Raw genomic sequence first — 23,944 nt, 5'->3', positions numbered from 1 at the left:
GGGAGCTCACCGCATGACCCGACAGCTTGCCTTGCTTGGTTCTGCTGTTTGCCTTGTCCTGTCCACCGGTGCCGCCAGCGCCGTCGATCTGCCGATCCGCAAGGCCGGTCTGTGGGAGATGAAAATGGTGCGCACCGGCGGGCCGATGCCGGAAATCACCATGCAGCACTGCACCGACGAGACCACCGACAAGGAGATGAGCGCGGCGGCCTCGCCGATGGCCAAGGAAGTCTGCTCCAAGCAGGACATCCAGAAGACCGCGACCGGCTATGTCAGCGACAGCGTGTGCAGCGTCGCCGGCATGTCGATGAAGAGCCATGCCGAGATCGTCGGCGATTTCAATTCCGCCTACACGGTCAAGAGCAGCTCGCACGCGGAAGGCGGCGCGGCCGGCTCCCGCGACACCACGATGACCATCGAGGCGAAGTGGCTCGGCGCCTGCAAGAGCGACCAGAAGCCCGGTGACATCATCATGCCCGGCGGCATGAAGATGAACGTCAAGGATATGGAAAAGCTGAAGGGCCTCCTGCCCAAGCAGAAGTAGGCGCATCGCATTCGATTGCCGCCGCGCGCCCTGAGCACGCCCTCTCTCATGTTGAGAAGGCGTGTCGTTTTGCACCACCATCATTGCGAGTAGCCCGCGACAAGATTGCAAGGCGATCTTGCGTTGTCTGTCATCGGGCGTGCGTTCGCGCGACCCCGTCAGTTTGCAATGATGCCGTTGGATCATGTGCGCCGACTCCGTCACGCCGGCGCATTCACTTCACCATTGTCGCCGAACGTTGACGCCAAGCGCGCGTCTCGGCGCACGGCGGTCGCCGGCCTCTTACCTTCAATAGAATGGATGTCAAACAAGACGTCAGGTGTTGGTCGCGGCCACGCGCAATGCACGACGGCATTGCAGGGCGACATCAACATCATTGAATGATCGCTGCGTGTCTCGCATTCGAGACTCTCTGAGAGAGCGACGACGTGCAGCGAATTCCTCGTGCTGAAAAGCTTGCTGCGACAACATGTCTTTTTGAATCGCTCCAGGGTTGCGCATCTTGAATCGTTCCAGTGTCGTGCATCGCGCGCTTCAATGGATTCTATTTTGCGCGTGTGGAATTCCGCGCATCCCGCCGATAGAAGTCCGCCCCAATCGAGCCCGCTCAATGACGAGCACGCGGCTCGATCAAGATCGGCCTGGGGAAGTGTGGGGATTGCTTGGTGGGAATGGCTTCGTCGCGGAGCAAGCGCAGCTTGCTTGCATCAACGGCTGCGATCAACGCAGCGCTTCTTGGTTCGGTCATGCTTGTGTCGATGGACGCAAACGTCGCCAGCGCTCAGGCACAAACCAGCTCTCCGCGGAACAACGTCAGCGTGCTTCCAGCCGTAACGGTGGATGAACCTGGCGCTGCAAGGAAGCGTAGCGCCGTCGCTTCAAGTCGGAACACCAGGTCTTCGCGCACCACCGTGGTGAGCGGACGCCGCACTGCTGCGGCGCCTGCTCAGAGCCAGGCTCCGCGGTCGCAAGGTGCGGCCGGCACGATCGGGACAACGACCGGTTACGTTGCGACCGGCAGCACGGCCGGCACCAAGACCAACACCGCACTGATCGAGACGCCGCAGTCGCTTTCGGTCGTCACGCAAAAGGAGCTCAGGGATCGTAACGTTCAGACGCTCAAGGACGCCGTCAATTACACGCCCGGCGTCACGACCACGGCGTTCGGCTATGATCCCCGGTTCGATAGTTTCTACATCCGCGGCTTCGATGCGACCTATGCGGGGATCTATCGCGACGGCCTGCGCCAGGGCGGCGGCAACTTCGCCATTCCCAAGATCGAGCCATACGGTCTCGACAGCGTGTCGATCCTCCGTGGACCGGCCTCGGGTCTCTACGGCCTCGGCTCTCCGGGCGGCATCGTGGATGTCACCACCAAGCGGCCGCCGTTGACCACATTCGGTGAGGTACAGCTGCAGGGCGGCAATTATGATCGTTACCAGGGCAGCTTCGACATCGGTGGTCCGGTGCCCGGCAGCGATCAGCTGTATTACCGGCTGACGGGTCTGCTTCGTGACGCGAAGACCTGGTATCCCGGCAACGACGACGATCGCACCTATATCGCGCCTGCGCTGACCTGGCGGCCCGACGTCGATACGTCCTTCACGATCCTCAGCGAGTATCAAAGCAGCCGAACCGCCGCGAGCATCGGTAACTTCCGCACGCCCGACGGAAAATTGACCAACATCTATTCGAATGATCCGGCCTTCAGCGCCATGGATCAGAAGCAATATCGCATCGGTTACGCGTTCGAGCACAATGTCGACGACGTCTGGACGGTGCGGCAGAACTTCCGCTTCTATCAGGTCGACACCGACGCCAAATACACCCAGATCGATTCCATCGACAGCAGCACCAATCTTGCGTCGCGGTCCGCCTGGCGGATCCTGGATAGCTTCAATACCGTGACCCTCGACAACCAGGCCGAAGCCAGGTTCATGCTCGGCGCGATCAAGAACACGGCGCTGTTCGGCGTCGACTACGGGCATTCCTCCTACAACGACAAGATCGGCTATGGGCCGGCTCCCGATCTCAATCTGCTGACGATGAATTACGGTGCCCAGGCGATCGCGTCGCCGGCATTCTCGATCTTCAACAAGCAGTCGACCGACGAGGTCGGGGTCTATGCGCAGGAGCAGGCCAGGCTCGGCGGCTTCATTCTGACGCTCAATGGCCGCCAGAGCTGGGTCTCGCAGACGACGACCGCAGGCCTGGACGGCGTGCCGTCAACGCAGAAGGCGACCGCCTTCACGGGCCGTGCGGGCCTCGCTTACGTCTTCGACAATGGCATTGCGCCTTATGTCAGCTACGCGACGGCGTTCGCCCCGCAGGTCGGCGTCGACGCATCGGGATCGCCGTTCAGGCCGACCACCGGCGAGCAGAAAGAGATCGGCATCAAGTACCAGATGCCGCAGGTGCCGGTGCTGTTGACCGCCGCGGTGTTCGACATCACGCAGGACAATGTGCTGCGCACCGATCCCAGCAACATGGCCTTCCAGGCGGCAACCGGGCAGGTCGAATCGAAGGGCGTGGAGCTCGAGGCGAAGCTGGCGCTCAAGCAGGGATTTGATCTCACCGCTGCCTACACCCATCTCAACGTCGTGATCACGCAGGGCAATCCGGATACGACCGGCAATGAGCTCTCCGGGATTCCGAAGAATTCCTTCGCGGCCTTCGGCAAATACACGTTCCAGTCCGGCGTCCCCGTCGAAGGGCTCGGGCTTGGCCTCGGTGTCCGTTATATCGGGACCAACTTCGGCAACGACCAGAACACGTTCCAGAATGCGGCAAGAACGTTGTTCGATGCCGTGATCGACTACGATCTCGGCAAGCTGGATCGGCGATTGCTCGGCGCCACCGCGCGCTTGAACGCGACCAATCTGTTCGACACGCACTACCAGACCTGCCAGTCCGGCTACTGCTATGCCGGCGAGCGGCGTCAGGTGATCGGCACCTTGTCTTACCGCTGGTAGCTAGACCGGCACCCGCACCGCCGCGCGCAGGCCGCCCATCGGGCTTTCGCCGAGCATGATGTCGCCGCCATGCGAGCGGGCGATGTCGCGGGCGATCGCAAGTCCGAGGCCGCTGCCGCCTTCGTCCTGGTTGCGGGCGTCGTCGAGCCGCAGGAAGGGCTTGAACACTTCCTCGCGCATGTCGGCGGGGATGCCGGGGCCGTCGTCGTCGACCGTGATGTTGAGATAGCGATGGTCGCGCTGGCCGGTGATCGAGATCGTGTTGGCGTGGCGCGCCGCGTTGGAAACGAGGTTGGCGAGGCAGCGCTTGAACGAGGCCGGTTTCACCGTGACGACGGGCAGGCCGTGGAACGCGACGGTCGCGGTGTGGCCGTGGCGTTCGGCGTCGCTGCGCAATTCCTCCAGCGCCATCGCCATGTCGGTCGGTTGCGCGACCTCGCCGGAATCGCCGCGCGCGAAGGCAAGGTAATCCTCCAGCATCATCGACATCTCGTCGACGTCCTTGCGCATCGCGTCGATCTCGGGGCCTTCGCCGATCAAGGCGAGTTCGAGCTTGAAGCGGGTCAGGATGGTGCGCAAATCATGCGATACGCCGGCGAGCATCGCGGTGCGCTGCTCGATCGAACGCTCGACGCGCGCCTTCATCTCGATAAAGGCCTGTGCCGCGCGTCGCACCTCGCGCGCACCGCGCGGCCGGAAGTTCGGTGCCTCGCGGCCCTTGCCGAAGCTTTCGGCAGCATCGGCCAGTCTGAGGATCGGCTTGATCTGGTTGCGCAGGAACAGTACGGCGACGATCAACAGGATCGACGAGGTGCCGACCATCCAGAAGATGAAGATCTCCGAGTTGGAGGCGTAGGCCGCGCTGCGCTGGGCGAAGATACGCATCACGGAATCGTCGAGCTGGACGCGGATCTCGACCACGTTGGACTTGCCGACGGTGTCGATCCAGAACGGACGGCTGATCTGGCGGCCGAGCTGCACCGACAGGGTCTGGTCGAGCAGCGAGAAGAACGGCTTCGGTCCCGGCGGCGGCATGTCGCCGGCGGGGAGGAAGTCGACCACGAGCTGCAGCTTCTGGGCGATGCCGCGCAGCTGCGCGCGGTCCTTGTCCTGCGGATAAATCTTGTAGACGTCGATCAGCGCGGCGATGTCGGATACCACCGCGGCGGACAGGCGGCGCGTCACCGTGTTCCAGTGCCGCTCCATGAACACGAATGCGACCACGGTCTGCAGGATCACCATCGGCACGATCATGATCAGGAGCGCGCGCGCATAGAGGCCGGTCGGCATCCAGCTCTTGAACGCATTGCCCATCCAGCCATTGGCCTTCGAGACGCGCTGCGAGGCGTTCTTGATCAGGGTCAGGCCGGTGTCGAGCGTGCTCATGGCTGCATCTTACGGCGAGGCGACCAGGCGATAGCCGATGCCGCGTACCGCCTGCAGGAACAGCGGATTGGCGGGATCGTGCTCGATCTTGCGGCGCAGGCGGTTGATCTGGACGTCGACCGCGCGTTCATTGACGGTGCCGCCGCTGGTCAGTTCGCCGCGCGGCACGGTCTCGCCGGGGGCGCTTGCGAGGATACGCAGCATTTCGCGCTCGCGGTCGGTGAGATGGATGATCTCCTCGCCCTGGCGCAGCTCGCTGCGTTCGATGTGGAAGATGTAGGGGCCGAACGCGATCTGTTCGACCACCGTGACTTGCGGCGGCGCGGTGCGCTTGAGGATATTGCCGATGCGCAGCACCAGCTCGCGCGGCTCGAACGGCTTGGCGACATAGTCGTCGGCGCCGATCTGCAGGCCCTCGATGCGGGCTTCCGCCTCATGGCGGGCGGTCAGCATGATGATCGGCACCGTCGAGGAGGTGCGGATGAAGCGGGCGAGATCGAAGCCGTTCTCGCCGGGCATCATCACGTCGAGGATCAGCAGGTCGAAATGCAGCCCGAGCAGCTTGGCGCGCGCGTCGGTGGCGCTCATCGCCGTCGTGACGCGATAGCCTTCGCCGGAGAGAAAGCGCGACAACAGGTCGCGAATGCGCCGGTCGTCGTCGACCAGCAGGAGATGCGGCGCATCGTCGGCCGGCTCGACCGGCGTGCGCACCAGGGTTGCAGCCTGCACCAGGTTCACTCCCTTGTTTTTCTGCCGCCGCCGAAGATCGCTTCGAGCACCTTGTCGGGATCATCGCGGTCGATCATCGCGCGGAGGAATTGGCGAACCGTCTCGACGCCGGCCGGATCGATGCCGGCGATCGCGCGGTTGATGCGGTCGGTCTGCAGCCCTGCGAGCTTGGCGACCAGCGCCTCGCCCTTCGGCGTTGCGTAGAGCAGGCGCTGCCGGCGGTCGTTGTTGCCGGTCTTCTGCACGATGTAGCCTTCGTCCAGCAGTTGCTTGAGCACGCGTCCGAGCGACTGCTTGGTGATGCGCAGGACGTCGAGCAGGTCGGCGACCTTCAAGCCGGGATAGCGGGTGACGAAGTGGATGACGCGGTGGTGGGCGCGGCCGAAGCCGAACGCCTCCAGTTCCTGGTCGGCGTCGCCGACAAAGTCGCGGTAGGCGAAGAACAAGAGCTCGATGATGTCCCAGCGCAGGTCGCGGCCGCCCGCCGCAGGAGCGTGATCATCTCCCTGCGAATCGGGCTTGGCAGCCATGCCTGAGATATTTATGTCAGTCATATTGACGTATCTTGGGTTCAATGTTACAAAACTGCCTGTCACGACGAAACATTAGATCGTTCCGTTCCCGACAGCGTTTGAGGCGGCCTGAAAAAGCCTGTGAGGCGGTTTGGGCCGCAAATTGGACTACCGTGCGATTGTCGAGCGGCATTTCGGCAAACATACTGGACTTCAGCACTCCGCAAAAGCATGTCTAACCGGCATGTTGGCGATGGAAACCGGCCGGGTTGCCGGCGGTGGTGAAGTTCGCACCAGCCGAGCCTGATGGCTCCGGGGGAAACAGGCCGTCGCCCGGTATGGCGCCGGTTCCGACAGCGGAAAGCAAGAAAAAATGACTTTGAAATTCGACATCCAGCCTTCGCCGAACGCCACATCCGACAAGGATCGTGCAGCGAAGCTCGTGGACCCGGGCTTCGGCCGCGTCTTTACCGACCATATGGCGATCGTCCGCTACAGTCAGGGCAAGGGCTGGCACAGCGCCCGCGTCGAGGCACGCGCGAATTTTCCGCTCGATCCGGCCGGCGCGGTGCTGCACTACGCCCAGGAGATTTTCGAAGGTCTCAAGGCCTACCGGCGCGACGATGGCGGTGTGAACCTGTTCCGTCCCGACGCCAATGCCCGGCGCTTCCACGATTCGGCCGAACGCATGGCGATGGCGCCGCTGCCCGAGGACGTCTTCATCGAGGCGGTCGAGCAACTGGTGCGGATCGATCGCGCCTGGATCCCGGGCGGCGAGGGCAGTCTCTATCTGCGGCCATTCATGATCGCGAGCGAGGTCTTCCTCGGCGTGAAGCCGTCGGCGGAATACATCTTCTCGGTTATCGCATCGCCGGTCGGCTCCTATTTCAAGGGCGGTCCCGCGCCGGTGTCGATCTGGGTGTCGGAAAACTATACGCGCGCCGCGATCGGCGGCACCGGCGCCGTCAAGTGCGGCGGCAACTATGCCGCAAGCCTGCGCGCGCAGGCGGAAGCGATCGAGCGCGGCTGCGATCAGGTCGTGTTCCTCGACGCGGTCGAGCGTCGCTACATCGAGGAGCTCGGCGGCATGAACATCTTCTTCGCCTTCGACGACGGCTCGCTCTCGACGCCGCCGCTCGGCACCATCCTGCCCGGCATCACCCGCGACTCGATCATCGCTCTTGCCAAGGATACCGGCACGCGCGTGCGCGAGGAGCCCTACACGATCCAGCAGTGGCGTGCCGACGCCGCCAGCGGCAAGCTGAAGGAAGCCTTCGCCTGCGGCACCGCGGCCGTCATCTCGCCGATCGGCAAGGTGTGCTCGGCGAGCGGCGACTTCCAGATCAGCGGCGGCGTCGCCGGCCCGGTCGCGATGGGCCTGCGCAAGAAACTGGTCGACATCCAGTACGGTCGCACCAACGACCCGCACAACTGGATCAGGAACGTCGCCTGACACAGCGGTTCCACCGCTGATCTGCTTCGATTTGGCGCCTCTTCCTATGCAAGGGAGAGGCGCTCTCGCTTTGGAACATTGGCAAGCCGACGCTTCGCCTCGGCCGTCATTTTTCCGTGTTGTCCGCCGTCATCGCATGAACGGCCTGGCGCGAGCGCGCGACCAAGTCTCGCCTCCCGCTTCAATCAATCCCCATTTGCGTGATGACATGACCAAAACTCCCGTAACACGTCTGACCTGTGCCGTGCTGATCGCGGCTGCGTTCGCGCTCGCCGGAACCAACACGGTGCGCGCCGAGGACCACTCGCCTGTTATCGATGTCCGTACGGCTGACCCGGAGATGAACGCCGCGATCAGCCATGCGCGCGAGACGCTTCCGGCGTTCTGGGCCTCCTATGAGGCGCCCAAGCCGTCGGAGACCCAGCACTCGCTCAAGGTCCGCTTTCCGACCCATCGCAACGAGGGCGAGCACATCTGGATGCGCGAGGTGAAGAAGCTGCCGAGCGGCGGCTATTCCGGCCGGTTCGCCAACCAGCCGCGCGACCTGCCGGGCAAGCGGGCCGGCGACCTTGCGGAGTTCAAGCAGGCTGACATCTCCGACTGGATGTTCATGCGCAACGGCAAGATCGTCGGCGGCGAGACCATCAAGCCGCTGCTGAAATCGATGCCGAAGGCCGACGCCGACGCACTACGCGCGCGGATGGAGCAGCCCTGAGGACCGGTGTTCGGCCGCGGCGAACGCGCAGAGCCGGGTTGCCGCCTTGCGCGTCCGCTGGTAAACGCCGCCAATGGCCGAGAAACCCAAAAAACCCCAGAAACTGAAGGCGCGCCTGCCGCGCGGGCTGGAAGATCGCGGCCCGGCCGCGATCAATGCCACGCGGGCGATGGTCGAGAAGATCCGCGCCGTCTACGAGCTCTACGGCTTCGAGCCGGTGGAGACGCCGGCGATGGAATATACCGACGCGCTCGGAAAATTCCTGCCCGACCAGGACCGTCCCAACGAGGGCGTGTTCTCGTTCCAGGACGATGACGAGCAGTGGATCTCGCTGCGCTACGACCTGACCGCGCCGCTCGCGCGCTATGTCGCGGAAAACTTCGACGCGCTGCCGAAGCCTTATCGGTCGTATCGGTTCGGTTATGTCTTCCGCAACGAGAAGCCCGGTCCGGGCCGCTTCCGCCAGTTCATGCAGTTCGACGCCGACACGGTCGGCTCGGCGACGCCGGCGGCCGACGCCGAGATTTGCATGATGGCGGCCGACACGATGGAGGCGCTGGGGATTCCGCGCGGCTCCTATGTCGTGAAGGTGAACAACCGCAAGGTGCTCGACGGCGTGCTCGAGGCGATCGGTCTCGGCGGCGACGACAATGCAGGGCGCAGGCTCACGGTGTTGCGCGCGATCGACAAGCTCGACAAGTTTCCTGCCGACGAGGTTCGCAAGCTGCTTGGTCCCGGGCGATGGGATGGCGGCGAAGAGGGCAAGGGCGACTTTACCAAGGGCGCCGAGCTGAGCCCGGCGGATGCCGATATCGTGCTGGCCGTCACGCAGAAGCGCGACGATTGGAAAGACGCCATCGCGGCGGCCGAGACCTACCTTGCAAAGAGTGAAGTTGGTCAGGCCGGTGTGAGCGAGCTCGAAGAGATCGCGAAACTGGTCGCGGCGTCCGGCTATGGCGCGGATCGCATCCGCATCGATCCCACTGTTGTTCGCGGCCTCGAATATTACACCGGCCCGGTCTACGAGGTTGAGCTGCTGCTCGATACCAAGGACGAGAAGGGCCGCCCGGTGCGGTTCGGCTCGGTCGGTGGCGGCGGCCGCTATGACGGGCTCGTCTCGCGCTTCCGCGGCGAGCCGGTGCCGGCCACCGGTTTCTCGATCGGCGTCTCGCGGCTGCAGGCCGCGCTCACGATGCTCGGCCAGCTCGATACGCAGGCCGAATTCGGCCCCGTCGTCGTCACCGTGTTCGACCGAGACCGGGTCGCCGACTACCAGAAGATGGTCGCGCAGCTGCGCCAGGCCGGCATCCGCGCCGAGCTCTATCTCGGCAATCCGAAGAACATGGGCAACCAGCTCAAATATGCCGACCGCCGCAACTCGCCCTGCGTGATCATCCAGGGCTCGGACGAGAAGGCGCGCGGCGAGGTGCAGATCAAGGATTTGATCGAAGGCGCCAAGGCGGCGGCTGCGATCGCGTCCAATCAGGAATGGCGCGAAACGCGCCCCGCCCAGTTCTCCTGCTCCGAGGCCGATCTGGTCGCCAAGGTCCGCGAGGTGCTCGCGCGGCACGACGTGAACTGGAGATAGCTGGTTTGTCATGCGCGGGCTTGACCCGCGCATCCATCTTCAAAAAGATGGCGCGCCAGCCAGACCGGCAGACGACCGGTTTGCACAACAACAACAAGGGAGTTATTCCGATGCCCGAGATCACTGTCAGCATGGCCGCCGGTCGCACCGATGAACAGAAGGCCGGCATGATGCGCGACATCACCCAGGCGCTGGTGAAGAACCTCGGCGTCGACGCCGACGCGGTCGTGATCCAGATCAACGAAGCGCCGCTGCATCACAAGATGAAGGGTGGCAAGACCTTCGTCGAGCGCGCGGCTGCGGCGAAGAAATAATCACATTCACTTCGTCGTCCCTGCCTTGTGCGCAATTGCGCACTGGAGCAGGGACCCATAACCACCAATGCTTGTGTGTATGTCCGCTGGGGCCCCAGCCATCGCAACACAAGCGTCGGTGGTTATGGGTCCCGGCTCAAGGCCGGGACGACAGTCTTTTTGAGGCGCTAATGGACGCACGCGACTTCATCAAGATCGGCATGAGGGCCGAACGCATGCTCGTGGTGCCGCCGGAGCGCACGGTCGGGCATTTCGTGCCCGGCATGCCGATGGTCTATGCGACGCCGATGATGATCCTCGAAATGGAGATGGCGTCGGGTGATGCCATCCGCGCTGCGTTGCAGCCCGGCTGGGTCACCGTCGGCACCGAGGTCGATATCCGCCATCTCGCCGCCGCGCTCGTCGGCGCCACCGTGCGGACCACCGCAAAGGTGATCGCGGTCGAGCGCCGCGTGATCCGCTTCGAGGTCGAGGCGTTTGAGGGTACGCGCGGGCTCGGCGAAGGCCGCCACGCCCGCGGTTTGATCAATGTCGAGAGTTTTAACAAGCGGCTCGCCGGGACGTCGGGCCAAGCGCAGTAGTCGAAGGTGTTGGTGCGGCCGAATCCACTTGTTCGGCGTCATCCTGAGGTGCGAGCCTTGCGGCGCACTTGCGCCGCTGGGCGAGCCTCGAAGGATGTGCCGCGGGCCGTGCACCCTTCGAGGCTCGCTTTCGCTTGCACCTCAGGCTGACGGACCGATTTGTGGTCGGCGAGAGGCTACTTCGCCAATTCTTTCGAGCGTCGCGTCGCCGCAGCGATCGCGCGGGTCATCAGCGGCTGCATGCCGTCGCTCGCCATCAGCACCTCGAGCGCGGCCGCCGTGGTGCCGCCGGGCGAGGTGACATTCTGCCGCAGCGTCGCCGACGGCAGATCCGAGCGATGCAGCAACTCGCCGGAGCCGGCGACGGTCGCGCGCGCCAGCGTGGTCGCGAGCTGCTCGGGCAGGCCGGCCGCGACGCCGGCGCGGGCGAGCTCCTCGGCGAGAAGGAAGACATAGGCCGGCCCTGAGCCGGAGACCGCGGTCACCGCGTCCATCAGGCCTTCATCGCCGATCCATTCGACCAGCCCGGTCGCCTTCAGCAGCGCATCCGTCATGGCGCGCTGCGCGGCGGTGACGCGCTTCGAGGGCACCGCGACCGTGATGCCGCGGCCGATCGCCGCCGGCGTATTCGGCATCGCGCGCACCACCGCGCCGCCGACCACCTCTTCCAGCGCGGAGATTGTCGTGCCGGCCATGATCGAGACCACGAGTGTCGACGGACCGACGAGTGCCTTCAGCGCGGCGCCGGCTTCGCGGAACGATTGCGGCTTCACCGCGACGACCAGCGTGTCGACCGTGCCGAGATCCTTCGTTTGCGGATTGAGCCGCACGCCGTTCGCGGCAAGCGCGGCGATCTCAGGCGAAAGATGCGGATCGATCACCGCGACATGCTTGGGCGAAAGGCCCTGCGCGAGCCAGCCGGTCAGCATCGCGCCGCCCATCTTGCCCGCGCCCGCAAGCGCGATGGTGCCCGTCGTATTCGTCAATGCGCTGCTGGATGTGTTCACGGGTCGCTCCACAAACTCTGTGTCGTCCCGGCCTTGAGCCGGGACCCATAACCACAGGCGGTTCTAGTGAAGCGTGACGCCAGCCACAAGCAGTTTGCGTGAGCCCCGCGGCCGCGGACTATGGGTCCCTGCTTTCGCAGGGACGACACCGAACGTGTGGACGCTAGAGCGAAACCCTTACGCCTCGCCCTCGGTATCGAACATCGCGGCGGCCATCGCCTCGGCGGTCGACTTGCCGGCCCACACCACGAACTGGAACGCCGGATAGTAGCGCTCGCAGGCATGGATCGCGTTGACCACCATGGCCTCGCATTGCGCGGTGGAGGCGGTGAGGCCGCCGGGCAGCACCAGCGCCTGACGATGCATCACCATGCCAGTGTGGGTCCACAGGTCGAAATGGCCGACCCATAGTTGTTCGTTGATCGCGGCGACCAGCCGCTGCACCTCGGCGCGCCGCGCCTGCGGCATCTTCATGTCGAAGGCGCAGGCGAGATGCAGCGCCTCGATCTCTCCCATCCAGGTGAAGGAGAGCTGATAATCGATCCAGTCTCCCTTGGAGACGATCGTCACCTCGTCTTCGCCGGAACGCTCGAACGCCCAGTTGTTGTCGGTGGCGATATCCTCGACCACCGCAAGCGGGTTGTTCCGGGAATCGATAATGCTTTCGAGGAGGGACATGCCGTCTCGGACCTTGTTCTTATGATCGCTTGATACGCACACGGAAGCCGGCACTTGCGACATACTGCGTCGTGGCCGAGTGCAGTTCCTTGACCGGGCTTCCGGATGCCCCTGGACCTGACGCCGATGAAGTGATGTGATTTGCGGAATCCGCGCAACCGCACGCCGAGTCCGTCCACAGCCAAAGCGCGCATCGTCCACAGCTGATCTCCGCCACACTTGTGATTTTGCGAACAAATCGGAATCTAGGCGTTCGCGTAACGATTTATTAACCATTTGCAGGCGCTTCGCCGGATGCGTGAATCAGCCTTTCGGGCGCTCACATCTCTCTGCAAGGGCCGCAGCGCGCTCATGGGGACATGCCGTTTCCCCATGCCAAAGGTGCTTGCCCAGCTGTCGCGGTTTGGTCATATTTCGTCTCAGGCACGTCCATCCCGGGCGTGCCGATGTTCTCAGGGCGGGGTGAAAATCCCCACCGGCGGTAAAGGGTGATGAGCCCAAGCCCGCGAGCGCCTTCTTCCGCGAAGCCGGGAGAAGGGTCAGCAGATTCGGTGTAATTCCGAAGCCGACGGTTACAGTCCGGATGAAAGAGAACGGTTGCGGCAGCCAGCGCGATTTTCGCGTGGGCTTGTGTCGTTGTCCGTGTGCCCTGATTCTGGTCCTGAAAGAGGAAAGCCATGAATCAGATGTTGCAAGACGCTGAAGTCCAGACCTCCCAAGCAGAAAGTGTTCCCGATACGCCGGCTCGTCCGCCGGCGCCGGAGCATCCGCACTTCGCCAAGCCGCAGCGCGTTGCCTTTGTGCAGTCGTCCTGGCATCGCGATGTGGTGGAAGAGTGCCGCATCTCCTTCCTGAAGGAGATCGAGGCCCGCCACATCACCAATGTCGACGTATTCGAGGTGCCGGGCTCGTTCGAGATCCCGCTGCACGCGCAACTGCTGGCGAAGACCCGCCGCTATACCGCGATCGTCGCGGCCGGGCTCGTTGTCGATGGCGGCATCTACCGCCACGAATTCGTCGCCGACACCGTGATCAAGGCGCTGATGGATGTGCAGTTGCGCACCGAGGTGCCGGTGTTCTCCGCGGTGCTGACGCCGCAGCAATTCCACGAGACCGAGGTGCACTACGACTTCTTCCGCAAGCACTTCGCAATCAAGGGGATCGAGGTCGCGGAAGCCTGCGCCAACACGCTGCTCAGCCTCGAACGGCTGCGCGGCCAGGTCGCGGCAGGGATACCTGGCTAACGCGTCAATAGTTTAAGGCCCGACGCAAAAGCGATTCCGGCATGCGTGCCGGGATCGCGCTCGCAGCCAGCGCGTTCGGTTATGATTGCCGGCATAATCAGAACGCGCGGGAGGCGCCCATGACCGAACAACATTCTTCCGACTGGCTCGGACTGTCGGGCCGCGTTGCCGTCGTCACCGGCGGAGGCGGCGGGATCGGCCGCGCCACCGCGGTCAGTTTCGCGCGCGCCGGCGCCAGGGTCGCCGCGCTCGATCGCGACGAGCGCGGACTTGCGGAGACCAAGGCAAAGCTTCGCGAGTTCGGCGATGGTCATCTCGTCGCGAGCTGCGACACGACCAGCGAGGACAACGTCGCGGCGGCCGCCGACGCCGTCGCGCGCACGCTTGGCCCTTGCGACATCCTCGTCAACACCGCGGCAGTGCTGCGCCCTGGCGGGCTCGACACGCTGCCGCTCGCCGAATGGAATGTGGTGCTGGCGATCAATCTCACCGGCTATTTCATCTGCGCGCAGGCGTTCGGTCGCCAGATGCGCAAGGCCGGGCGCGGCAGCCTCATCCACGTCGCCTCGATCGCCGCCAGCAATGCGCAGGGGCAGAGCGGCGCCTACAGCGTCAGCAAGGCCGCCGTCGTGATGCTCTCGCAGCAACTCGCCGCCGAATGGGGACCGCACGGCATCCGCAGCAATGTGGTCAGCCCGGGCCTCGTCGTCACGCCGATGAGCCAGGCCTTCTACGATACGCCCGGGGTCACCGAGCGGCGCACCGCCGTGGTGCCGATGCGCCGGATCGGCGCGCCGCAGGACATGGCGGACGCGACCCTGTTCCTGTCGAGCGATCGCGCGTCCTACGTCAATGGTGAGGAGATCATCGTCGATGGCGGCTATGCGCGGACGCTGATGAGCCACGTGCCGCGGCCTGGGTTTTGAGTTGGAGCGAACCACAAACTCGCTGTCGTCCCGGCCTTGAGCCGGGACCCATAACCACGAATGCGAATTGATTTACAACGCTGGAGCCACGGCCTTCGCAACAACAACGGCCTGTGGTTATGGGTCCCTGCTTTCGCAGGGACGACAGCGAGTATTGGCCTTGCCGCAAATTCGGTGTCGTCCCGGCCTTGAGCCGGGACCCATAACCACGAATGTGAATTGATTTACAACGCTGGAGCCACAGCCTTCGCAACAACAACGGCCTGTGGTTCTGGGTCCCTGCTTTCGCAGGGACGACAGCGAGTATTGGCCTTAATCGAACAGGCTGGAGACCGACTCTTCCGCCGCGGTGCGGCCGATCGCTTCGGCAATCAGGCCGGCGATCGAGATCTGGCGGATGTTCGGCGCCTTGTTGACGGCTTCGGTCGGCAGGATCGAGTCGGTGATGACCAGTTCCTTCAGCCGCGACGAGGCAATCCGCGCGGCGGCGCCGCCGGACAGCACGCCGTGGGTGATGTAGGCCGAGACTTCCTTGGCGCCGTGCGCGATCAGCGCCTCGGCCGCGTTCACCAGCGTGCCGCCGGAGTCGACGATGTCGTCGACCAGGATGCAATTGTAGCCGGCGACGTCGCCGATCACGTTCATCACCTCGGACTCACCGGGGCGCTCGCGGCGCTTGTCGACGATCGCAAGCGGCGTGTTGATCCGCTTGGCGAGGCCGCGGGCGCGTGCCACGCCGCCGACGTCGGGCGACACCACCATCACCTTGGCGAGGTCGAACTTCTCGCGGATATCGCGCACCATCAGGGGCGCCGCGAACAGGTTGTCGGTCGGGATGTCGAAGAAGCCCTGGATCTGGCCGGCGTGCAGGTCGAGCGTCATGACGCGGTCGACGCCGGAGTGCGAGATCAGGTTGGCGACGAGCTTGGCCGAGATCGGCGTACGCGAGCCGGACCTGCGATCCTGCCTAGCGTAGCCGAAATAGGGCACCACCGCGGTGATGCGGCGCGCCGAGGAACGGCGCAGCGCGTCGGTGATGATCAAAAGCTCCATCAGATTGTCGTTGGCAGGATACGACGTCGACTGAATGATGAACATGTCCGAACCGCGGACGTTCTCCTGGATCTCGACGAAGATCTCCATGTCGGCGAAGCGCCGGACCACGGCCTTGGTCAGTTCGATGCCAAGTCCCTTGGCAATGTCCTGCGCCAGCGCAGGATTGGAGTTGCCGGCGACGAGCTTGATTGATCCGTTCTTTGCCGACATCGATGCTTCCCCCCGCGCCTTGCTGGATACGACGTTCAGCATCTCAAGTCCTTACAGAACCGGCGGGTTTTCGGTGCGCGAGGGAATATCAGGGAGGCGCCGCCGCTGGCAACCCATTAGGCGCTTCGGCCCACGTTTTCCTGGGCAAAAAACGCCTTTCCCCGGGAGATTCCGGGGATTAGTTGGCGGAATAGCTGAGTGCCACGGTCTCTGGCGCGGCGGAGGCCGGGGCGCTCACCATCGCTGGCCCCCGGAGCTCCGGTGCCGGGCCATCCGCCGGGCCGCCATTGATCATGCTGGACAGGCCGCTGAGGCCGGCCTGGGCGATCTTGCGCAGCACCAGATCGTCGGCGGCGGCCCAGGCGTCGCGGCCGGCCTTGCCGGCGGGCTCCTCGCCGGACAGCCGGAGCGCCCGTTGCTGGTTGCTGTCGTAGACATCCCACACCCACGCGATCATGGTGCGGCCGCGCACCACCTGCGCCGAGAGATAGCTGCGCACGCGATAGGCGGCGGTGCTCTGGCGCGAGACGATCGACAGGCTGCGCAGCTTCGATTCGCTGTCGAGCACGCCGACCATGCGGTCGAAGACCTGGGGCGGCGGACCGTCGATTGATTCGAACGCGACGGTTGCGCCGCCGCTCGCAGGCGTCGCCATTGCGTAGGAGTCGGCCACGTTGCCGCCGGCCGCGCATCCGCCAAGTGCGCAGCCAATCGCCAGCCATGTGGCTGTGATCGCGGCACGCACGACTGTCCCAGTTTGAAACTGGTGGTTTGACGCTTCCCTCATTGCGTCCTGCGATATCGTTAAAACGGCTTAACGTCTAGGGCAGGACGGCCACAGCACTTAACCGATCAGGTCGGCCGCGTTGAGGAGAGGACCAAATTCCTTGCGCAACTCGTTGCGCAATTCCTGGCCCAATTCCCGACTCAGTCAGCTAGATGATGCCGCATGGCGTCGACGATCCATGCCCATTGCCGGTTCGGGCTGCTGTCCGGCGACTGGCCTCGCATGATGGCGACGAGTTCCCAATAGCGGGTCGCGCGGGGATCGTGTTGCGCATATTTGGTGCGGAGCCAGTTGCGGAAGTTGAGGTCGGGCTGTTGCGCCATCAGGCGCGCCGATGTCGCCAGCCACTGGCGTGCCAATGTATTGCCGACCTCCGACGTCGGTTCGAGCCCACTGTCGATCGCCAGCGTGGCCTCGCGCAGAATGGCTTCGCTGGCAATTCGGTGGGCTTCCGGATCGAAAGCGTCGCGATCCCAGACATCGCTGGCGTTGGATCTCATGTTGGCGATGAAGCCGGGATCGTTGAGGATCGCGGACAGTTCGATCCAGGCATCGCATTGCTCGGGTGTCGGATCGTCGGGCAGTTCGGGCACCGTCGTCTCGATCATCTGCCGGACCCATTTCCGGTCGATGTTGATGCCGTCGGACACTTTCTCGAAAAAACGTTCGACGACGTTGCGGCGCTCGGCGCGGGATAGCTGCGTCATGGACAGAAATCTCCTCAGATCTGCTTCGGTGAGTTGCGGTGAACGCAACGCAGCCCGCAGCGCGGAGGCGACGCGGCGCTGTGCCGCGATCTCCGCTTCCAGCGTTTCGAGACGGAGCTTCAGGGCCTCGACCAGCGAGAGTTCCTTGCTCAGGACCTCACTGATCGCGTCGAGACCGAGCCCCGCATCGCGCAGGCAACGGATCAGGTCGAGGCGAACCAGTTCATCGTCGGTGAAGACGCGATAACCGCTCGCGGTGCGGCCGGCCGGCGGCAGCAACCCCTGGTCCGAATAGAAGCGGAGCTTGCGGACACTGATTCCGCTGAGCCGTGCCGCCTCGCCGATGCTGTAGGTGCGTTGTGTCATGCGCCGCTTGTCCGGTCTCCAGCAGGTGGAGAGTCAAGACGCTTGTCGCACAAAAACGGTAGGGAAGCCCGGCGTCAGCCTTCCAGCGTGATGGCGTGAACATGCCGGCCGTAATCGGCTTCCTTGCGGTGCACAGAGCGGCGGTAGCTGAAGCAGCGCTCGTCGGAATATGTGTCGATGCCGAGATCGTCGATCATCAGCACGCCGGCATTTTCCAGCCGCATCCGGATGAAGGCGGGGAGATCGAACATCGCGTGGCCGTCGCGTTCGGCGGGCAAGAAGAACATGCCGTTCTCCGCATCGGCCCCGATGAAGCGTTCGACGAATTCGTTTCCGACCTCGTAGGATTCCTTGCGGATCAGCGGGCCGATGGCGGCGACGATGCCGCCGCGCTCGGCGCCGAGTTTCTCCATCGCATCGATAGTCGATTCCAGCACGCCGGTCAGCGCGCCCTTCCAGCCGGCATGCGCCGCGCCGATCACCCGCGCATGGGGATCGACGAACAGGATCGGGCCGCAGTCGGCCGTCGTGACCGAGATCGCAAGGCCTTCGGTGCGCGTGACGAGCGCGTCCGCCTTCGGGCGCACAGCGCCATTCCATGGACCAGTCACGGTCACGACGTCGGGCGAGTGCACCTGATGCACGCTGATGAAGTGAGCGAGCGGCACGCCGAGCTGCTCTGCCATCCGCCGCCGGTTCTCGGCGACCTTGGCCGGATCGTCGTGCGAGCCGAGCCCGCCATTGAGGCCGGCATAGATACCCTCGGAGACGCCGCCCTCGCGCGAGAAGAAGGCATGGCGCAGGCCCGGAATGGCCGACAGCAGCGGTGATCCCAATGTCATTGTTCGGTCTCGTCAGGCTGATCGCTGAGGCCAGCGATCGAGGTGAGGTGCGGGTCGGAGATGGCCATGACCTTGAACATCGAGCCCATCCCGCCGCGTCCGGAATCGGTCAGGCGCTTCAGCGCGCCGGCAATGTCGGCGGAGACCTCGGGTGAGGCTTTTGCCATCAATCCCGCGGCACGAGCCTCGACGCCGAGGCGCTTGAGGAAGTCGCCCTGCGTCGCCGGCCCGTGGACGCGCGCGCCGACATCCTCGGCGGCCCGCGCCAGGGCCTGAAAATCGACATGCGCCGTCACGTCGGCCTGTCCCGGGTTCTTCAGCGGGTCGGCGAAGCTGTGGCGCGCGATCGCCTGCAAGGTGTCGCCGGCGTCGCTGCGCAGATGGCCGTAATCGATGATCAGCGCGGCGCCGTCCTGGTCGCGCAGGCGCGTTGCGAGCTTCATGATCTCGCTGTCAGGCCGCCATTCGAACACCGCGCCGAGCGGGGCGGCGCGCACCAGCGGCGGCAGCAGCACCTCGAAGTGCGGTACAGGCTCGGGCGCGGGAGCGAAATACAGGTTGCCATTGGCATCCATCCCGACCGTGCGCTCGTGCCAGCCGGTCTCGCGGCGCACCATCTGGCGGATCGGCAGCACGTCGAAATATTCGTTGGCGAGGATCACCGCCGGTCCCTCCGGCACGTCGTCGATACTGTCGTGCCAGGTGATGTTGCGCACGCCGGTCAGCGTGGCGTGCTGCTTCTCGCGCAGCACCGGATTGACCTCGACGAGGTGGATGCTGAGCGACTGGTAGAGCGGCGGCAGCACGCGCAGCGCGCGCAGCGCATCCGACATCATGGTGCCGCGGCCGGGCCCGAGTTCGATCAGGCGGAGCGTGTCCGGCGAGCCGATCGCGCGCCAGATCGAGGCGCTCCACAGCCCGAGCAGTTCGCCGAACATCTGGCTGACCTCGGGCGCCGTGGTGAAATCGCCCTCGCGGCCGAGCGGATCGCGCGACAGATAGTAGCCGTAGCGCGGATGCGTCAGGCACAATTCCATGTAGCGCCAGACCGGCATCGGCCCGGACAGCTTGATCAGCTTCCTGATCTCATCCAGCAGTGGGGAGGGTTCGCTCACGGCCTTCCTTGGATTGCACTTGCTTTAGGTTGAACTCGGCGCCGGCCCGTTCGCCCTGCGGCGAACGGCGGCCGTGATGATGATAGCGCCCACAATGATCATTGGCACCGACAGCAGCATCCCCATGGTTAATCCGCCCCACAGGAATCCGAGCTGCGGATCGGGCTCCCTGAAATGCTCGCCGATGATCCGGGCAATGCCGTAGATCGTGATGAAGCTGCCGAGGATCAGGCCTGGCCGCTTGAGCGCGCCCATCCGGATCATGATCGCCAGCGCAGTGAACAGCACGATGCCCTCGAGCCCGGCCTCGTAGAGCTGGCTCGGATGGCGCGGCAGCGGTCCGCCATTGGGGAAGATCATGGCCCAGGGCAGGCTTGGATCGGCGTGACGGCCCCACAATTCGCTGTTGATGAAATTGGCCAGCCGGCCGAGGAACAGCCCGATCGGCGCGACCGCGGTGGTGATGTCGCCGAGTGACAGGATCGGGATGTTGTTGCGGCGGGCGAACAGCATCACCGCGGCGACGCAGCCGAGGAAGCCGCCGTGGAACGACATGCCGCCCTTCCACAATTCCAGGATCTCGGACGGGTGCGCGATGAAGAAGGGCAGGTTGTAGAACAGCACGTAGCCGGTGCGGCCGCCGACGATGATGCCGATGGTGACCCAGAGGATGAAATCGTCGAGCTGCGGCAGCGTGATCGGCGCCGGACCGCCCCACAGCCGCTGCTTCTTGATCAGCGAGCGCGCATAGATCCAGCCCAACACGATGCCGACGATATAGGCCAGCGCATACCAGCGGATCACGATCGGCCCGAGCGCGAGCGCGACGGGGTTGAACACCGGAAAGTCGATCAGCAGGAACGGCATCGGGATCAGAGCGCTTTCGTGTAGACGGCGTAGGGCACGCCATGAATGGGCGGAGCGTCATGCACCTTGCTGAAGCCCATTCTGAGATACATCGGCAAGGCGACCGTCATGATGGGGCTCGTGTGAAGCGCAATGGTCCGGCACCGGTCGCGCCGCGCCCTGGCGAGGCATTCCGACGTCAACGCATGCCCGAGTCCCTTGCCCCTGTCGACGGGGTCGACCACCAGCATGCGAATGACCGGCCATGCCTGATCGAAGAATGCGGCCTTTTTGACGCCGGGCCCAAAATAGCCGACCGCGCCGGCAAGCCGGTCGCCGAGCTCGGCGACGATGATCTCGCCGCCGGAACTCAATTCAGAAGTTTTTGACAGGCCGGCTCGCATCGCCGGCCAGTCGTTGAAGGCGTCACGGAATTGCTCGAAGGCCGTCACCGCAAGCCGGTTCACCTCGTCGGCGTCGGAGCTACGGTAGGCTCGAATGCGCACGGCTTCCGCCATCCCCGTGCTTCGGGCCTCAGACCAGGTTGCGGCGATAGAGCGCGAGCAGCCGCTCCCAATGGCGTTCGGCGGCGTCGCGGTCGTAGACCGGGCGCTTGGGGAAGGCGAAGCCATGATGGGTGCCGGGATAGATCTCGACCTCGTTGTTCGAGCCCTTCATGCCCGCCTTCACCTGCTCGATGATCTCCGCCGGCGCGTAGATGTCGGTCTCGGCGCAAGCGAAATAGAGCTCGGCCTTGGTCTTCTGCGCGGCGAGATGCGGGCTGTCGGGCTGGTCGGTTGCCAGATGTGTGCCGTAGATCGAAGCGGCGGCCTTGACGCGATCGGCGAAATGCGTCGCCGCGTTCACCGCGTAGCGACCGCTCATGCAATAGCCGACGGTGCCGATGATTTTGGTGTTGGCGGCCTTCTGCGTCTCGGCGTAGGCGAGCAGGCCCTTGGTGTCTTCCATGACCAGCGGGATGTTGAGCGAGTGCATCAGCTCGAACATGCGCTTGCGCTCGGGCGATTCCGGATCGGGATTGATCGGGCCGAGCTCCATCGCGCCGGCGCGGTAATACATGTTGGGCAGCATCACATAGTGGCCTGACGTGCCGAGCCGGCGCGCCATGTCGCGCAGCTCCTCGCGGATACCAGGCGCGTCCATGTAGAAGATGACGACAGGGAAGGGGCCGCCGCGCTCGGGATGGGTGATGAAGGTGGTGGTCTTGCCGTCCTTGGTCGGGATCTCGACGGTCTGCTCGATCATGGCGTTTCTGCTCGCGTTATGTGTGCGATTTCTGTTGTGAGTTCATACGATTGCAAGGAAACCGGAGCATGACAAGGCAAGCGCCCGTAAGGTCTGCTATTCGCGGCGGACTTGAACCGGGTGGCGGGGATCGCCATTGTCTTTTGCGCAAGCCAGTGAATGCGGAGAGTTTTGCCAGATGACCCAGACCAGCAACCGGTTTTTCGATGAGATCGGCCGTCTGATGAACGACGCCGCGGGCGCAGCCCAGGGCGTCAAGCGTGAGGTCGACACGGTCATGCGCAACCAGGCCGAACGGATCCTGCGCGACCTCGATGTGGTCAAGCGCGAGGAATTCGACGCGGTCAAGGACATGGCCCGCCTGGCGCGCGAGGAGAACGAGGCGCTGAAGGCGAGGATCGCCGCGCTGGAAGCCAAGCTCGGCGGTTCAGCCGGCTGACGGACGCCGCGTAGCCCGGATGGAGCGAAGCGCAATCCGGGGGCTGGCCCCGCTGAGGCGGTAGCCCCGGATTTCGCTTCGCTCCATCCGGGCTACGATCTGCCTCGGTAATCCAAGAAAAATCCCTTCATTTCCTTGTCATTTCGGCCCTTTGGGGCTAAAAGCCCGCCACGTCCGCGGCCCCCGCACCCCTGGAGGCTTGCTGTGGATCTGAGCATGGGCCGCGCTGCGGCCTTTAACTTTTTAAATACAAGGACTTAACGCTATGGCGACCGTCAAGGAATTGAAGGCGACCGCGCGTCCGAAGAGCGGCAAGGGGGCCGCCCGGGCAGAGCGTCGCGCCGGGAGAGTTCCCGGAGTGATCTACGGAGACAACCAGCCCCCCGTCACCATCTCGGTCGACGATCGTGAACTGCGCCAGCGCATCCTGGCGGGCCGGTTCCTGACCACGATCTATGACATCGACCTCGAGGGCAAGAAGCACCGCGTGATTCCGCGCGACTTCCACCTCGACCCGGTGAAGGACTTTCCGCTCCATGTCGACTTCATGCGGCTCGGCGAAGGCGCGACCATCCGCGTCAGCGTGCCGCTGCACGTCGTCAACGCGGAAACCGCCCCCGGCATCAAGCGCGGCGGCACCGTGAACATCGTCACCCACGCGCTCGAGCTCGAGTGCGCGGTCGACAACATTCCGCAATACATCGAAGTCGACGTCGGCAGCCTCGAGATCAACTACTCGCTGCATCTCTCCGAGGTCACGCTGCCCAAGGGCGTGAAGTCGCTGACCCGCGAGGACGCGACGCTGGTCACCATCGTGCCGCCGTCCGGCTACGCCGAAGAGCAGAAGGCCGCAGCTGCGGCGGCTGCTGGTGGCGCGGCTCCGGCCGCGGGTGCTGCAGCTCCGGCCGCTGCGGCGGCTCCGGCTGCGGGTGCTGCGGCTCCGGCCGCGGGTGCCAAGGCTCCCGCCGGCGGTGGCGACAAGAAGAAGTAATCGATCAGGTCGGCGCGCGATCGTCTGATGGCGCGCCGACGCGGGATGCCGCGCCATGCGCCTTTTTGTCGGTCTCGGTAATCCTGGCGCGAAATACGCCAGCAACCGGCACAATATCGGTTTTCTGGCGGTCGACGAGATTGCACGGCGTCATGGTTTCGCACCATGGCGCCGTCGCTTTCAGGGCGAGACCTCCGAAGGCGTGGTCGACCGTGAGAAGGTCGTGCTGTTGAAGCCGACCACCTACATGAACGAGTCCGGGCGCGCGGTGCAGGAAGCGGCGAACTTCTTCAAGCTCGCCCCCTCCGACATCACCGTGTTCCAGGACGAGCTCGAACTGCCGCCCGGCAAGGTACGCGTCAAGATCGGCGGCGGGATTGCCGGCCATAACGGGCTGCGCTCGATCTCCGCACATATCGGCAACGAATATCGGCGGGTGCGGCTCGGGATCGGTCATCCCGGCGTCAAGGAGCTCGTGCACAGCCACGTGCTGTCGGACTTCGCCAAGAGCGACCGGGCGTGGGTGGAGGCCTTGTGCCAGGCTGTCGCCGACAATGCCGGCCTGCTGGCTGCGGGGCACGACGCCTCGTTCGCCAACAAGGTGCATCTGACGATGCAGGCCAAGGGATTTTTCGACACCAAGGACGAGGGCACGAAGTAGATCCTCGTC

At 64.5% G+C, this 23,944-nt stretch carries 25 protein-coding genes and 1 riboswitch; of the genes, 12 read left to right on the top strand and 13 right to left on the bottom strand.

Annotated elements, in window-relative coordinates:
• Positions 1-13: 13 nt before the first annotated feature.
• Positions 14-544, top strand: a complete 531-nt coding sequence (locus tag ACVIGB_RS23770; protein WP_092124104.1) for a DUF3617 domain-containing protein — start codon at positions 14-16, stop codon at positions 542-544.
• A gap of 671 nt (positions 545-1,215) precedes the next feature.
• A complete protein-coding gene (locus ACVIGB_RS23765) occupies positions 1,216-3,516 on the top strand; it encodes a TonB-dependent siderophore receptor (RefSeq protein WP_456720811.1) in 2,301 nt (766 codons plus the stop codon).
• Here the strand turns inward: ACVIGB_RS23765 and ACVIGB_RS23760 are convergent, their stop codons facing one another.
• The 3 genes from ACVIGB_RS23760 to ACVIGB_RS23750 are packed head-to-tail and all read right to left on the bottom strand — an operon-like array spanning position 3,517 to position 6,185.
• Entirely contained in the window at positions 3,517-4,902 is a 1,386-nt protein-coding gene (locus ACVIGB_RS23760; protein WP_092124106.1) for an ATP-binding protein, read from the bottom strand.
• Positions 4,903-4,911: 9 nt separating this feature from the next.
• Positions 4,912-5,634, bottom strand: coding sequence for a response regulator (locus tag ACVIGB_RS23755; RefSeq protein WP_171948219.1), 723 nt, complete (start codon positions 5,632-5,634; stop codon positions 4,912-4,914).
• A 2-nt stretch (positions 5,635-5,636) separates the two neighbouring features.
• Positions 5,637-6,185, bottom strand: coding sequence for a MarR family winged helix-turn-helix transcriptional regulator (locus ACVIGB_RS23750; RefSeq protein WP_409334648.1), 549 nt, complete (start codon positions 6,183-6,185; stop codon positions 5,637-5,639).
• A gap of 331 nt (positions 6,186-6,516) precedes the next feature.
• Between ACVIGB_RS23750 and ACVIGB_RS23745 the strand changes: the two genes are divergently transcribed.
• From ACVIGB_RS23745 to ACVIGB_RS23725, 5 genes are all read left to right on the top strand, one after another.
• Positions 6,517-7,596, top strand: a complete 1,080-nt coding sequence (locus ACVIGB_RS23745) for a branched-chain amino acid aminotransferase (protein ID WP_456720812.1) — start codon at positions 6,517-6,519, stop codon at positions 7,594-7,596.
• A gap of 208 nt (positions 7,597-7,804) precedes the next feature.
• The gene (locus tag ACVIGB_RS23740; protein WP_456720813.1) at positions 7,805-8,311 is read left to right on the top strand and encodes a YegJ family protein; all 507 of its coding nucleotides are present in this window, start codon (positions 7,805-7,807) and stop codon (positions 8,309-8,311) included.
• A gap of 73 nt (positions 8,312-8,384) precedes the next feature.
• Complete coding sequence (gene hisS, locus ACVIGB_RS23735) at positions 8,385-9,899, top strand: histidine--tRNA ligase (protein WP_456720814.1); 1,515 nt, start codon at positions 8,385-8,387, stop codon at positions 9,897-9,899.
• A 110-nt stretch (positions 9,900-10,009) separates the two neighbouring features.
• A complete protein-coding gene (locus ACVIGB_RS23730) occupies positions 10,010-10,213 on the top strand; it encodes a tautomerase family protein (protein WP_044538952.1) in 204 nt (67 codons plus the stop codon).
• 170 nt (positions 10,214-10,383) lie between these two features.
• On the top strand, positions 10,384-10,794 hold the full coding sequence (locus ACVIGB_RS23725) for a thioesterase family protein (protein WP_456720815.1): 411 nt from the start codon (positions 10,384-10,386) through the stop codon (positions 10,792-10,794).
• Between the two features lie 176 nt (positions 10,795-10,970).
• Here the strand turns inward: ACVIGB_RS23725 and proC are convergent, their stop codons facing one another.
• Together proC and ACVIGB_RS23715 are read right to left on the bottom strand one after the other, a co-directional pair.
• The gene (gene proC, locus ACVIGB_RS23720) at positions 10,971-11,801 is read right to left on the bottom strand and encodes a pyrroline-5-carboxylate reductase (protein ID WP_456720816.1); all 831 of its coding nucleotides are present in this window, start codon (positions 11,799-11,801) and stop codon (positions 10,971-10,973) included.
• Positions 11,802-11,978: 177 nt separating this feature from the next.
• Entirely contained in the window at positions 11,979-12,479 is a 501-nt protein-coding gene (locus ACVIGB_RS23715; protein WP_016844492.1) for a type III secretion system chaperone family protein, read from the bottom strand.
• A gap of 444 nt (positions 12,480-12,923) precedes the next feature.
• A riboswitch (FMN riboswitch) is annotated at positions 12,924-13,078 on the top strand.
• Positions 13,079-13,156: 78 nt separating this feature from the next.
• Between ACVIGB_RS23715 and ACVIGB_RS23710 the strand changes: the two genes are divergently transcribed.
• The gene (locus ACVIGB_RS23710) at positions 13,157-13,723 is read left to right on the top strand and encodes a 6,7-dimethyl-8-ribityllumazine synthase (protein ID WP_456720817.1); all 567 of its coding nucleotides are present in this window, start codon (positions 13,157-13,159) and stop codon (positions 13,721-13,723) included.
• Between the two features lie 119 nt (positions 13,724-13,842).
• Positions 13,843-14,649, top strand: a complete 807-nt coding sequence (locus ACVIGB_RS23705; protein ID WP_456720818.1) for an SDR family NAD(P)-dependent oxidoreductase — start codon at positions 13,843-13,845, stop codon at positions 14,647-14,649.
• Positions 14,650-14,961: 312 nt separating this feature from the next.
• Here the strand turns inward: ACVIGB_RS23705 and ACVIGB_RS23700 are convergent, their stop codons facing one another.
• The 8 genes from ACVIGB_RS23700 to ACVIGB_RS23665 all read right to left on the bottom strand — a co-directional run bounded on the left by ACVIGB_RS23700 (position 14,962) and on the right by ACVIGB_RS23665 (position 21,844).
• Complete coding sequence (locus ACVIGB_RS23700; RefSeq protein WP_171948021.1) at positions 14,962-15,915, bottom strand: ribose-phosphate pyrophosphokinase; 954 nt, start codon at positions 15,913-15,915, stop codon at positions 14,962-14,964.
• Between the two features lie 178 nt (positions 15,916-16,093).
• The gene (locus ACVIGB_RS23695; RefSeq protein WP_456720819.1) at positions 16,094-16,702 is read right to left on the bottom strand and encodes a hypothetical protein; all 609 of its coding nucleotides are present in this window, start codon (positions 16,700-16,702) and stop codon (positions 16,094-16,096) included.
• A gap of 140 nt (positions 16,703-16,842) precedes the next feature.
• On the bottom strand, positions 16,843-17,775 hold the full coding sequence (locus ACVIGB_RS23690) for a MerR family transcriptional regulator (protein ID WP_456720820.1): 933 nt from the start codon (positions 17,773-17,775) through the stop codon (positions 16,843-16,845).
• A gap of 74 nt (positions 17,776-17,849) precedes the next feature.
• On the bottom strand, positions 17,850-18,617 hold the full coding sequence (gene pgeF / locus ACVIGB_RS23685) for a peptidoglycan editing factor PgeF (RefSeq protein WP_456720821.1): 768 nt from the start codon (positions 18,615-18,617) through the stop codon (positions 17,850-17,852).
• Positions 18,614-19,672 carry a class I SAM-dependent methyltransferase gene (locus ACVIGB_RS23680; RefSeq protein ID WP_456725088.1) on the bottom strand — a complete coding sequence of 353 codons (1,059 nt, stop codon included), beginning with the start codon at positions 19,670-19,672 and terminating at the stop codon, positions 18,614-18,616. The genes pgeF and ACVIGB_RS23680 overlap by 4 nt, the downstream gene beginning before the upstream one ends.
• An 84-nt stretch (positions 19,673-19,756) precedes the next feature.
• Complete coding sequence (lgt, locus tag ACVIGB_RS23675) at positions 19,757-20,599, bottom strand: prolipoprotein diacylglyceryl transferase (RefSeq protein WP_092124120.1); 843 nt, start codon at positions 20,597-20,599, stop codon at positions 19,757-19,759.
• 5 nt (positions 20,600-20,604) lie between these two features.
• Positions 20,605-21,096 carry a GNAT family N-acetyltransferase gene (locus tag ACVIGB_RS23670; protein ID WP_456720822.1) on the bottom strand — a complete coding sequence of 164 codons (492 nt, stop codon included), beginning with the start codon at positions 21,094-21,096 and terminating at the stop codon, positions 20,605-20,607.
• A gap of 16 nt (positions 21,097-21,112) precedes the next feature.
• Complete coding sequence (locus tag ACVIGB_RS23665) at positions 21,113-21,844, bottom strand: dienelactone hydrolase family protein (RefSeq protein ID WP_456720823.1); 732 nt, start codon at positions 21,842-21,844, stop codon at positions 21,113-21,115.
• Between the two features lie 178 nt (positions 21,845-22,022).
• Between ACVIGB_RS23665 and ACVIGB_RS23660 the strand changes: the two genes are divergently transcribed.
• The 3 genes from ACVIGB_RS23660 to pth all read left to right on the top strand — a co-directional run bounded on the left by ACVIGB_RS23660 (position 22,023) and on the right by pth (position 23,935).
• Positions 22,023-22,283, top strand: coding sequence for an accessory factor UbiK family protein (locus ACVIGB_RS23660; protein WP_038388183.1), 261 nt, complete (start codon positions 22,023-22,025; stop codon positions 22,281-22,283).
• Positions 22,284-22,548: 265 nt separating this feature from the next.
• Positions 22,549-23,274, top strand: a complete 726-nt coding sequence (locus ACVIGB_RS23655) for a 50S ribosomal protein L25/general stress protein Ctc (protein WP_092124122.1) — start codon at positions 22,549-22,551, stop codon at positions 23,272-23,274.
• 55 nt (positions 23,275-23,329) lie between these two features.
• Complete coding sequence (pth, locus tag ACVIGB_RS23650; RefSeq protein ID WP_456720824.1) at positions 23,330-23,935, top strand: aminoacyl-tRNA hydrolase; 606 nt, start codon at positions 23,330-23,332, stop codon at positions 23,933-23,935.
• The last annotated feature ends 9 nt before the right edge of the window (positions 23,936-23,944 follow it).

The organism is Bradyrhizobium sp. USDA 4341, from assembly GCF_054063755.1.
The sequence above is the reverse complement of the archived record's forward strand: the minus strand, read 5'-3'. Positions and strand labels throughout refer to the sequence as shown.